This is a genomic window from Victivallis sp. Marseille-Q1083 (genome assembly GCF_903645315.1).
In the GTDB taxonomy this organism is placed as follows: Bacteria; Verrucomicrobiota; Lentisphaeria; order Victivallales; family Victivallaceae; genus UMGS1518.
The window spans coordinates 1082011-1093932 of record NZ_CAHJXL010000001.1; the positions used below are offsets into that span (position 1 = coordinate 1082011).

Genomic DNA, 11922 nt, shown 5'->3' on the forward strand with positions numbered 1-11922 from the left:
GGCCAGCCAAGTAGTATTGCCACCTTCAGAATCGCGCACCGGGCAACGGAGAAAAATTCACCGGCAAGCGTCCCGGCTTCAATCCGTTTTGCGGGTATCGTTGAGCAGCGCCGGCGACGGCAGCACCAATCCGGAAGTATCGCTGCATTGCTGGAAGACGCGCAAATCGAACACCGGCAGAATGGCCAGCAGATGATCGAAAATATCCGCCTGCACCTTTTCATGCTCCACCCAGCGCACATCGCTGGTGAAACAGTAAATTTCCAGCGGTAACCCGGTCGCGCCGGGCTGCAGTTGCCGGACCAGCAGCATCATATCCTGATTGATGTTGGCATTGCTGCGCAAGTAATGCTCCACATAGGCGCGAAACGTTCCGAGGTTGGTCACCCGGCGCTCATTGATCGGTTTGGCCCCCTGTTTCTCCAAATCGGCATTCCATTCCGCCAACTCCCGCCGCTTGCGTTCCAGATAATCGTCAAGCAGCACGAACTCCTCCAGGCGTTTGATCTCGGCGTCATCCAGGAAACGGACGCTGCGCTGGTCCAGATAGAGCGACCGCTTGATCCGCCGGCCGCCCGACTCGAACATGCCGCGCCAGTTTTTGAAGGCATCGGTGATCAGCTTGCGGATCGGCAGCGTCGTGATGGTTTTGTCCCAATTCTGCACCTTGACCGTATGCAAGGCGATTTCAATGACGTACCCGTCGGCATCCTGGCTCGGCATCTCAATCCAGTCGCCGATCCGGACCATGTCGTTGGACCCGATCTGCATACTGGCCACCACCGACAGAAGGGTATCCTGAAACACCAGCATCAACACCGCGGCCATCGCCCCCAGCCCGGAGAGCAGAATCAACGGATTACGGTTGATCAAAGTCGCGACGACCAGAATCAGCGCCACCGCGAAAATAAAGATCTTCAAGAGCTGCAGATAGCCTTTGATCGGTTTGTTGGAGGCGTCCGGCCGGCGGCGGTAAACGATATCGATCCAATCGAGGAGCTTCGCCGCCGCCAGAGCCGAAGTGAGGATGATAAAGGCGCTGCAGACATTGCGGATCACCGCCGCCAGCACTTCGTGAATATCAGGAATGGTCACCACGCCGACGGCCAGCACCACCGCCGGTACGATATTGGCCAGCCGCGAGACAATCGCCAACTGCACTGCGTTGTCCTCGCTGTTGGCCGAAGGGCGCGAATGCAGCAGTTTGTGCAGACCGCGCAGCAGAATACATTTGGTAAGCCAGTTCACCGCGATCGCCACCAGAATCAAAAAAATCGCCGCCAGCGTGCTGTAAGCCCAGGGATAGGGCGACAGAACATTCTGCAAATCCTCCAACCATGTCTGCATCAATGCTATCCTTTCCGAAAACGATCGCATGCGACCGTCTCTCCGCTATTTTTTCAAGTTATCCGCCGGGTTACCGACGTCGGCACAATATCGCAATAAGATAACCGAAAAAAAGCCGGATGCAAGCCCATTATCCGGCCGGGCTTCCGCTTCGCGGCAAAAAAAATACGCCCGACCTCTCCAAGCCGGGCGTACTCTCCTCTGCATCCTCTTCATTTCATAGTATAGCAAATTTTTTAAGAAAAGTCAACAGGCAATAAACAAAACATGTTTATTTTCTTTATAAAAATAGTATTTTCTAAATCCAATCCGGAAAGATCAGGGTTCCCGTGTCAACTTCACCTGTACTTTCGGCGGATAAATGCTGACGATGCTGCAATCCGGCGCATTGTTCAAATAGCAGGCGACATCCAGCGTATACGTCCCCGGGTCGGAGAGATTGTTGAGGTCGATATAAGGCCGGATCACCTCCGGCTTCAAACTGCCGATCAGTCCTTTCGGGCCGTTCAGCGTCACTTCCACCGACGGCGCCGTCAGCAACTCCACCTTCATCTTCGCTTCACTGCCGGATGGATAGAGCACCCGCAGCGGAATCGACTTGAACACCCGGTTGGTGAAGAGCTTGACGATTTCCACCTCGGCCGAAATCTTCGTCGGCGAAACATTGACCCCCTCCGGCACCACCGCTTCGGTGGAATATTCAAAACTGTCGATAATCCGCCGGTCCAGCGGGATCGGCTGGGTCGACACGCTGTCAATGTTGTCGACCAGCGATTTCGGCCCGCGGATCCAAACTTCTCCCGGCATGAATTTCACCTGCCCGACCGAGTAATCTTTTTCCAGATAGTCCTGGGAATCGAAACGGGCCACCACCGGCACCTTGCGCGATTCCAGCGGCTCCAGGTTGACGACGATATCCTTCGGATCGATGCCGACCACGCTGGTGCCGAACGGCGCCTTGACGTTGTCCGGCGTCAGGCGGATGACATAGGGAACGCCGGTGTAGTTCGAAGCCAACACCTGCGCCTTGACCTTCAAGGCCGACACATTGACTTCCGCCAACGCTTTTTTGCTGCCCTTGACCGTCACCGTGACCCGCTGCGGCGCCTTGTCCAAGTTGATCAGGCCGGCCGGAATATCCAGCGTCACCGGCACATTGGAAATCTTTTCCTCCGTGCCGATGCGGGTGGCAATGGTGAAATAAAGCAGCAGCGCAAAGGAAAAGGCGATCACTTTGCGAATGAAATCCCGCCGAATGATCTCCGGCACATAGCGCCAGGGTCCGCGGTTGTTGTCACTGTTGTACATCGTCCGAATTCTCCGTACCGGCGGCGGGCGCCTCCAGCTTTTCCTCGTCTTCCATCGAATTGAGCAGATCGGCGAAACTCTCCTTGTTCTGCAGGATCAGCAAATCGTTCAACCGCTTCTGCAAATTGTCCGCGGTGATGTCCCGGTGGATGACGCCGCGGCAGGCGATACTGATGTTGCCGGTCTCCTCGGAAACGACGACGACGACCGCGTCGGTCTCCTCGGTAATGCCGATCGCCGCCCGGTGCCGGGTTCCCATCGTCCGGGAAATATTATCGTCCCGCGACAACGGCAGAATCGCCCGGGCCGCCACGATCCGGTCATTCCGGATGATCACCGCGCCGTCGTGCAGCGGCGAGTTCGGATAAAAGATCGATTCGATGATCAGGGCGTTCAGTTTGATGTCCAGCTTGACCGCATCCTCGACAATGGACCGCATGCCGATCTTCCGTTCGATGACGATAATCGCCCCGGTCCGCCGCCGCGACATATTCAACACCGCGGCAACCAGCTCGGTGATCGTCTCCTTCTTGCGGCTGCGTTTCAAAAAAGCATAACTGCCGACCTGGGCGAAAGCCCGCCGCAGTTCCGGCTGGAAAATGACGATCAGCGCCACCGCCAGCAGCGACCAGACTCCGTTGAGCAGATAGTTGATCACCTCGAATTTCGCCCAGTCGGAAAGAATCGTCAGCAGCAGCAGCACGACGACAATGCCGGCCAGCACATTCGAACCGCGCGTGCCGCGCAGATAATGCAACGTCACATAGATGATGTAAAAAATAATGAATACTTCCAGCGCCGGCCCCAGATAGGCCCAGCCCTGATTGAAGTAATTGCCGATTTCCTCGTATGACATCGCAGTCGCCTTTTATTTCATCCGCATTCCGGAGAATTTTCCCGCCGGTCAGCCGGCCGCATAGGCCGTCATCGCCTCGCGATGCAGTTTCACGGCATGAACCCGCAGAATGTCGCAGTTGCGCTCCATCAGTTTCAGTGAAATGCCCACCGTTCCGATATCCCGCTGCCGCGGATCGCTCTGCCGCAGCAATTCGCCGATGAAACGTTTTCGCGAATGTCCGACCAGCAGCGGGTACCCCAGACTTCCGAACTCCTCCAAACGCCGCAGCAGCGTCAAATTCTGCTCCAGCGTTTTACCGAAACCAATCCCGACATCGAGAATGATCCGCCCCGCCGGCACTCCGGCTTCACGGGCCTGACCGGCCGCCGCCAGCAGAAACGACTTGACCGTTTCGACGACATCGCCGTACTGCAAAAATTGCGGCTGCTGCATGACATCCGGCGTCGCCGGCGAATGCATCAGCACCAATCCGGCCCCGGACGCCGCCGCCAAACCGGCAATTTCCGGCGCATACGCCAGGCCGCTGACATCGTTGATGATATCGCAACCGGCTTCCAATGCCGCCGCCGCCACCGCCGCCTTGCGGGTATCCACGCTGATGATGCAGCCGGGACGCGCCCGGCGCAACGCTTCGACCACCGGCACCACCCGGCGGCACTCCTCGTCGTCGGGGACGGCGGCCGAACCGGGCCGGGTCGATTCCCCGCCGATATCGATCAAATCCGCCCCGTCATCCAACAACGCCAGCGCATGGTCCAGGCCGCGTTTCGGACCGTCAAAACAACCGCCGTCGCTGAAAGAGTCCGGCGTCACGTTGACGATTCCCATCAAAAGCGGCCGATTGCCGCTTTTGACCAGCGAACCGTGAGGAAGCCTCAACTCAATCATTCATTTTCATCCGCCGTCGGCGGTTCCGGCGGCAGCTCCGTTTCCGCCGCCGGCGGCTCCTGTCCGGCGGCCGCCGCATTGTTCCTATTCAATTCCGCCTCAACCTCGACCAGCTTGGCGACTCCGGTAATCCGGTCGCCGTCGTTGAGATTCATGATCCGTACGCCCTTGGCCGCCCGGCCGGTCAGCCGGATTTCATGCACCGGAATCCGCACCAGTTGACCGCGTTCGGTGGTCAGCAGCAGTTCATCGCTGTCGCCGATCTGCAGAGCGGTAACCACCTGCTCGTTCTGCCGCAGCTTGATGCTGACCACGCCTTTGGCGCCGCGGTTCGTCTTGCGGTAAGTGCTGACGAAGCTGCGCTTGCCCATGCCGCCGTCGGACACCACCAGCAACTGCGGACCGCTGCCGAAGGCGATTTCTTCCTCATTGTCTTCCCCCGCCTGCTCGACGGCATCCTCTTCGCCGTCAGCTTCGGCTTCCAATTCATCGATGTGCTCATGGATCACTTCCATGCTGACCAGGTAATCGTCCGCCAGCTTGAACCGCATTCCGGTCACGCCGCGGGCGGTGCGGCCCATCGGACGGATCTGCTCGTCGCACTGCTCGAACCGGCATGCCATCCCCTGCGCGCTGGAGAGGAGCACTTCGTTGCCGTTCTCCGACACATCGGCGGCGATCAGATCGTCGTCCTCTTCGATGACCAGAGCCCGGATGCCGGTGCGCCGCAGATTGCGGAACGCATCCAGCGGCGTCTTCTTGATATAACCGCTCCGGGTGGCCATGACGATGAATTTATTCGGATTGTCGAAATCCTCGCGTTTGACCGTCAACATCGTCTTGATCTTCTCGCCGGGCTCCACTTTGATCATGTTGACGATCGCCTTGCCCTTGGAAATCCGCGAGCCCTCCGGAATTTCATAAACATTGAGCCAGTACATGAAACCTTTGTCGGTGAAGAAGAAGATCAAATCGTGGCTGTCGGCGTTGAACAGATGCTCGACATAATCCTCTTCCTTGGTCTCCATGCCGATGATGCCTTTGCCGCCGCGGTGCTGCGTCTTATAAGTGTCCGCCGGCACCCGTTTGATGTAACCGGTATTCGAAACGGTGATCACGCAACTGTGGCGCGGAATCAGGTCGGCGATGTTCAAATCGCTGTCGTCGCCGACGATTTCGGTCCGGCGCGGCGTGGCATACTTGTCGCGCACCTGGATCAATTCCTCGCGGATTACGCCCAACCGCATCTCCCGGCTGGCCAGCAGCGCTTTGTAATAATCGATGCGCTTGCAGATTTCATCGTATTCATTCTGGACATCTTCCATCGCCAGGGCGGTCAGTTGATGCAACCGCATCTCCAGAATCGCATTGACCTGGATGGTGCTGAAACCGAACCGTTCGCACAACCGGTCGGCCGCTTCCTGTTTGGTGCGCGATTCGCGGATCAGCCGCACCACTTCATCGATGTTGGCGATGGCGATCAGCAAGCCCTGTAAAATATGCGCCCGCGCCTCCGCCTTCTTCAAGTCGAACCGGGTCCGGCGGGTGATCACCTCCAGCCGGTGGTCGAGATAGGCCTGCAGCACCTGCGGCAGGTTCATCACCCGCGGACGGTTGTGGTCGACGACCAGCATCGTGCAGCCGAAAGCCGTCTCCATCTGGGTATGCGCGTACAATTGGTTGAGCACCACCGTCGCCATCGCGCCGCGTTTGATTTCGACGACGATGCGGATGCCGGTCCGCTTGCTCGATTCGTCACGCAGCCCGGAAATGCCGACGATCTTCTTCTCGTTGACCAGCTCGGCGATGCGTTTGACCATCATCTCCTTGTTGACCGCATACGGAATTTCGGTGACGATGATCTGTTCGCGGTTGTCTTTCTCGATGATTTCGGCCCGGGCCCGCATTTTGATGCTGCCGCGGCCGGTCAGATAGAATTGCCGGATCGAATAACGGCCGCGGATGATCGCGCCGGTCGGCAGATCCGGACCGGGCAGATGCTCCATCAAATCATCGACCGTCGCCTTGGGGTCATCCAGCAGCGCGATGGTCGCATTGATCACTTCGGCCAGATTGTGCGGCGGAATGCTGGTAGCCATCCCGACGCCGATACCGGTCGTGCCGTTGACCAGCAGTTGCGGAAAACGCGCCGGCAGAACCACCGGCTCCTCCGCCGATTCGTCGAAGGTCGGCATCATATCGACGGTGTCCTTGTCGATATCGGCCAGCATCTCCTCGGACAACCGTTCCATCCGGCATTCGGTATAACGGTAAGCGGCGGCCGAGTCGCCATCGATACTGCCGAAGTTCCCCTGTCCGTCGATCAACGGCTCGCGCATCGAAAAGTCCTGCGCCAAACGCACCATCGCATCGTAAATGGACGAGTCGCCGTGCGGATGGTATTTACCGATCACTTCACCGACCACCTTGGCGCTCTTGGTATAAGCGTGGGATTTGGTCAGGTTCAACTGCTTCATCGCATAGAGGATCCGGCGGTTCACCGGTTTCAGTCCGTCGCGGACATCCGGGATCGCCCGGCCGACATTGACACTCAGCGAATACTGCAGGTAAGCAGTGTGCATGATGTCTTCGATGCTGATCGGAAAATCTTTGTGTTCGAGTTCGCTCATCGTCTTTCCATTCGTCGAAAATTAGGCCGGCCAACCACCGCCGGTAGTGATTCCTATACTATTATATTCAGTAATATACCTCCTTCCGGCCGTTTTAACAAGTTTCCGGTATCATTTTTACTTAAAATACCGTTTCCTGTTCAGCCGCTCTTTCCAGCCTGACGCCACGATTTCGTTCGTATTCCGCCGGCTGGCGATTGCCGCCGCTGCTAAAATTTTTATTTTTACGGCATCGGGCCTTGGGATTCGGACATCGGCAGATTATATTACCGATGAAATCAAGCAAACCGCAAACCGGATGGGTAGCCATAAAGCCATGAGTGAAGATGTCATGTCGGCCGATTCCGCCGCCTGCTTTGCCGCGGCGGCGGACAGTCTCGACTTCCTGTTCGCCGAAGCCGGACCGGCCGGACCGGTCCGCATCGCCGACGGCAGGCGGCGCGGCTTTCTCGAGCAGCTGCAGCGGCTGTTGCGGCAGGCCGGCAGCGGACAGCTTCCCGATCCGGCCCGCCATCCCGACACCGTCATATTGCTCAACACGCTGCTGCAGAATTGCAACAGGCTGTCGCTGGCCGGCCTGTTCGAACAATTGCTGTTCGAACGGCTGCTGGCGCAGGGGTTCCGGCTGCCGGAGAGCGACGATGCCGCCGACTGGGCAATCTTCCGGCTGTTCTTCACCCATGCCAACCGGGTGCTCGCCGCGCTGGAACGCTTGAAAACCAACGTCGAGACGCTGGAGGCGCGCCGGCCGGCGGCGGAACCGAGTCCTTTCTGGCCGAACTGGCCGGCGGCGCTGAGCGAAGCCAATCCGTTCCCCGACCTCGGCACCCCCTCGGCGATCCGGGCGATGGCCATTCGTTGCGACCGCTTCGCCAATGCGCGGGCGTACCGTTATGAACGCGGTGAATTCGGCGTCGCCGAATTACAGGCGACCCGGTCGGCGGATAAATTTTTCGGCTACCGTTCCGTCCAGCAGATTTTCCAGCAATTTTTCGAAGCGTTTTCCATCGGCGCCCCCATCCTGCCGCTGTTGATTTCCAGCCTGCCGGGCCTCGGCAAAACCCAGATGACCATCGCCCACACGTTGAAGCACCCCAATCTGACGCTGATTTTGCCGGAAGTCGCCGCGCTGGATCAGGGGCTGGAGGAGCTGCTGCGCAATCTGGAGCGCCATCCGAACCACCGGTTCGTCGTATTTTTCGATGACATCGACCCGGCCGGCGTCAACTGGTATTTTTTCCGCACCCATATCGGCGGCAGTTTCACGCTGGCGCGCAACATCGCCATCGTCATCGCTTCCAACTATGAATTTCCGGTCAGCATCCTCAGCCGCGGCCGGGTCGTTTCCTTCCCGACCTTCGACGAAATTCAATGTCAGGAGATGATCGCCGATTTTCTGGCCGCCCGCGGCATGCGGCGCATCAACAACAACCTGGTGGCGGTCATCGCCGCCGACTACACCGAGGAGTTCGGCCAGAAGAAGTTCAGCGAACTGAGTCCGCGGACGCTGATGCACTATCTGGAAGTGTACGAGCGCGATATGACGAAGCGGCGGCGAATGCTGGAACTGTCGCAGCAGGAGTTGATCCAGCGTCCCGACGCGCAGCTTTTTTACGAGTTCAATATCAAGCTGCTGCGGACGCTTTACGGCGATGCTTACATCGAAAATCTGCTGAAAGAGAAATTGCGCAAACTGGAAGAGGGTTAACGGCACGCTCCGGCGTGCGTTTTCGGAGAAAAATCATGTGGTTATATCTGGCGAAAAGACTTCTGCTGGCCATCGGCACGCTGCTGGTGATTCTGGTGATCAGTTATGTCATGCTGCGGCTGGCGCCCGGCGATCCGACCAAAAGCAATTTGTTCGGCAGCGACGCCGGCGCCGGCACCGCCTCGGCGGAACGCAATGAATTCGTCCGCAACGATGCCCTGCGCAAGCAATTGCATCTCGACGAACCGATCTATATCGGATTTTATTACTGGTTCAAAGCGGTGCTGCTCCACGGCGATTTCGGCACTTCAGCCACCGTCGATCCCGGCCGGCCGGTCACCGATCTGATCCTGTCGCGGCTGCCGGTGACGCTGAAACTGAACTTCTTCGCCGTACTGATCACCTATCTCCTGGCCATTCCGCTCGGAATTTACGGTGCGGTCTACGCCGGAAGCTGGTTCGACCGCCTGACGACGATGGGGCTGTTTTTTCTCTATTCGCTGCCGGTCATCTGGGTCGGGCTGATGCTGCAGGCGGGGCTGTGCGAGGGCGGCTGGTGGCCGCTCTTTCCGCTGAAAGGCCTTTCGGTCGCGCAGCCGGACCGCCTGAATTCCTGGGAATTGTTGTGGGAAACGGCCAAATGTTACGTATTGCCGGTCAGTTGCCTGGCCTACGCCGGCTTCGCCGGGCTGTCCCGCTACGCCCGCAACGGCATGCTGGAAGTCATCCATCAGGATTACATCCGCACCGCCCGGGCCAAAGGATTGCCGGAATCGGTTGTCATCTTCAAACACGCCTTCCGCAACGCAGTCATCACACTGATCACCCTGTTCAGCGGTCTGCTGCCGGGGTTGGTGGCCGGCAGCATCATCATTGAGCATATTTTCAGCATTCCCGGCATGGGTTCCCTGTCGCTGCTGTCGCTGTCGAGCCGCGATTATCCGCTGCAGATGGCCTTGTTCGCCTTCGCCGGCGTCCTGACGCTCGGCGGCATTCTGCTGTCGGACCTTCTCTACGTCGCCGCCGACCCGCGGATTTCGTTCAACAAACGGTAGCGTTCACGGCGCCGTTTTCGAGACGGCGCCGCATACCGTCCAATATTCAATCGGCATCTTTACCCGGAACGGCCAGTTGCAATGACGTTTCATGCTCCGTCACACTGCCGTCGGGACGAATCGAAAAATGATCGAATACCTTGCCGTCGCGTTCCATGCTGCGGATTTCAATCCGGTCATCATTGAATTCCAGCAGGACGGCGCTGAAATCAGGGCCAGCGCCGCCGCCGGGACCATCGTTGACCAGAACCACATAGGGCAGCGTCTCCGGATACGGCAGGACGGCGCCGCGGTCAAAAACCCGTTGCGAATTGCCGTTTCCGGTACTGCGGGAATAGCGATGGGTATGGCCGCAAAGCCAGAGATGAATCCTGTGTGCCGGGGCATCGCCGGTCAGAATGCCGTCGGCGATGGTTTCAATGGATTTGGCCATATAGGACTCGCCGTAGCCCGGGGAGTGAGCGAGAACAACGCGGAAGGTCGCCTCCTGAAAGAGCTCGCTTCCAACCACTTTTTCCAGCCAGGCCCGCTGTTCGGCCATCAACGGCGCATCGTAGGTGCGGGCATACCAGCGCATGGTCGCCCAGCGCGGCTTGTCCTCGCCGGAGTCAAGGACGATAAAACAAGTGTTGCCGTGACGGAATGCATAATAACTTCGATGATCCGGGCCGCCGAAATAGCCGAAATAATCGCCGCTGCGATCGCCCCGGTATTCATGATTGCCGCGCAGCGCCACCAGCGGCTGGCTCATTTCGCGGTCCGCGGTCAGCACGTCGACAAAAGAATCAAGGAACAGCGGTTCGGAAACATCAAAGATATTATCCACATCACCGCCATGAACAAAGAGATCGGCAGTGGCGGCGCCGCAGTTTTTAAGGAAATCCTCAAGCAACGCGACGCGGCGGTCCGGCGGCATCTGGGTATCACTGGTGAAAAAAACTTTGAAATTCTTTTTCGCCGGCGAAAAGGTACGGAAAGTATGGACCGGACCGGGACATTCCCGGCCGGTAAACGGCTGGGGCACCAGCACCGGGCGGTATTCATAAACGGTATCATCCTTCAAACCGTTCAGCGGAATCGTATGTTCGGCGCGGTCGTCCCGGGCCTGGCCGCCGAGAAGTTCATAGGCCCGCTGCCACTCCTGCGTTCCTTTTTCACGATAATCGACAAAGGCGACAATCGGGTTCGCGGTAGGGAAATTCACCGTCACCGTCCCGATTCCGGCATGGGTGATCCACGGCTGATGGGTAACTTCAGGCTGGAAACGCTCCTGCAGCTCAGGCGTCGGCTCAAAGGAATCAAGCGCGACGCACCAGCCGCCCCCCTGCCAGCCGGACAGCAGATAGATGGCGATATGATTGACGCCCTTGTGCACCCGGACCGGGAAAATATGGTTGTCGGCGGCAAATTCCCTGGTGCGGTTGCCATCCCAGAGGGTTGAATAAACCATCTGTTCATTGACATAGCATTCAAAGGTCCAGTTTGCTCCCACGCCCAGATAGACTTCGCCGTCCTCTTCGGCCGTCAGGGTCGCGGTCAGGATAGCCGGATTCTGGGTCTGGAGCTTGAATTCGCCGCCGTTGGCGACAATCTCCACCAGACCATTGTCATCAGCCGAAACCGTGCGAGGAGCGACGGCCATCGCATGGGCGGGATCTTTGGCCAATGCGGCGGCATCCTCGCGTGAAATCTCGCCGTTGACATAAAGTTTGAACCCGGGAGCGAGTTTCCCGACCGTTGCGGCGGCACTGCACAGAGAACAGAACAGGCAGAAGACGGCTGCAAACCCCAAAAACCGTTTCATATCATCTTTCCTTTCCTGGTGTATGGTATCTCATCAGAAAAATCGGGAACCACCCGAATACGATGAACTCCAATATAGCATTGGTCGATAAAATTGTCAATCCCTCCCGGCGTTATTCAACATTCGATCCCGACACTTGTGCCTCTGATTCGATGATCAATTCTCCCAGTAAATTGACGCCACCGTGTTTTTCGGTATCGGCCAGAAAGGAAACATCGCCGTTGGCCAGACGGATGGCGTAATCGCTGCGCTGGCGCAAAGCGGGCGCGGCATCCGGCCGGCTCTTCTCTGCGCCGCCGCCCCGCGGATTTCGTTCAACAAAC

Annotated in this window: 9 protein-coding genes; 2 read left to right on the forward strand and 7 right to left on the reverse strand. The window is 58.2% G+C overall.

Going from position 1 to position 11922, the window contains the following annotated elements; translation table 11 throughout:
* Nucleotides 1–78 precede the first annotated feature (78 nt).
* The 5 genes from HWX74_RS04310 to gyrA all read right to left on the reverse strand — a co-directional run bounded on the left by HWX74_RS04310 (nucleotide 79) and on the right by gyrA (nucleotide 7032).
* Nucleotides 79–1347: a mechanosensitive ion channel family protein gene (locus HWX74_RS04310; RefSeq protein ID WP_217704846.1), complete on the reverse strand. Its 1269-nt coding sequence runs from the start codon at nucleotides 1345–1347 to the stop codon at nucleotides 79–81.
* A gap of 318 nt (nucleotides 1348–1665) precedes the next feature.
* The gene (locus HWX74_RS04315) at nucleotides 1666–2655 is read right to left on the reverse strand and encodes a YbbR-like domain-containing protein (RefSeq protein WP_176012375.1); all 990 of its coding nucleotides are present in this window, start codon (nucleotides 2653–2655) and stop codon (nucleotides 1666–1668) included.
* Nucleotides 2642–3511 (reverse strand): diadenylate cyclase CdaA, encoded by an 870-nt coding sequence (gene cdaA, locus HWX74_RS04320; protein WP_176012376.1) that lies wholly within the window; start codon nucleotides 3509–3511, stop codon nucleotides 2642–2644. The genes HWX74_RS04315 and cdaA overlap by 14 nt, the downstream gene beginning before the upstream one ends.
* Before the next feature lie 48 nt (nucleotides 3512–3559).
* Entirely contained in the window at nucleotides 3560–4402 is an 843-nt protein-coding gene (folP, locus tag HWX74_RS04325) for a dihydropteroate synthase (RefSeq protein WP_176012377.1), read from the reverse strand.
* Nucleotides 4399–7032 carry a DNA gyrase subunit A gene (gene gyrA / locus HWX74_RS04330; RefSeq protein ID WP_176012378.1) on the reverse strand — a complete coding sequence of 878 codons (2634 nt, stop codon included), beginning with the start codon at nucleotides 7030–7032 and terminating at the stop codon, nucleotides 4399–4401. The genes folP and gyrA overlap by 4 nt, the downstream gene beginning before the upstream one ends.
* 316 nt (nucleotides 7033–7348) lie before the next feature.
* Between gyrA and HWX74_RS04335 the strand changes: the two genes are divergently transcribed.
* The gene (locus tag HWX74_RS04335; RefSeq protein ID WP_176012379.1) at nucleotides 7349–8740 is read left to right on the forward strand and encodes a hypothetical protein; all 1392 of its coding nucleotides are present in this window, start codon (nucleotides 7349–7351) and stop codon (nucleotides 8738–8740) included.
* Between the two features lie 35 nt (nucleotides 8741–8775).
* A complete protein-coding gene (locus HWX74_RS04340; protein ID WP_176012380.1) occupies nucleotides 8776–9795 on the forward strand; it encodes an ABC transporter permease in 1020 nt (339 codons plus the stop codon).
* A 46-nt stretch (nucleotides 9796–9841) separates the two neighbouring features.
* Here HWX74_RS04340 and HWX74_RS04345 read toward each other — a convergent pair whose 3' ends face one another.
* On the reverse strand, nucleotides 9842–11599 hold the full coding sequence (locus HWX74_RS04345) for a metallophosphoesterase (RefSeq protein ID WP_176012381.1): 1758 nt from the start codon (nucleotides 11597–11599) through the stop codon (nucleotides 9842–9844).
* Nucleotides 11600–11711: 112 nt separating this feature from the next.
* Nucleotides 11712–11858, reverse strand: coding sequence for a hypothetical protein (locus HWX74_RS04350; protein ID WP_176012382.1), 147 nt, complete (start codon nucleotides 11856–11858; stop codon nucleotides 11712–11714).
* Nucleotides 11859–11922 lie beyond the last annotated feature (64 nt).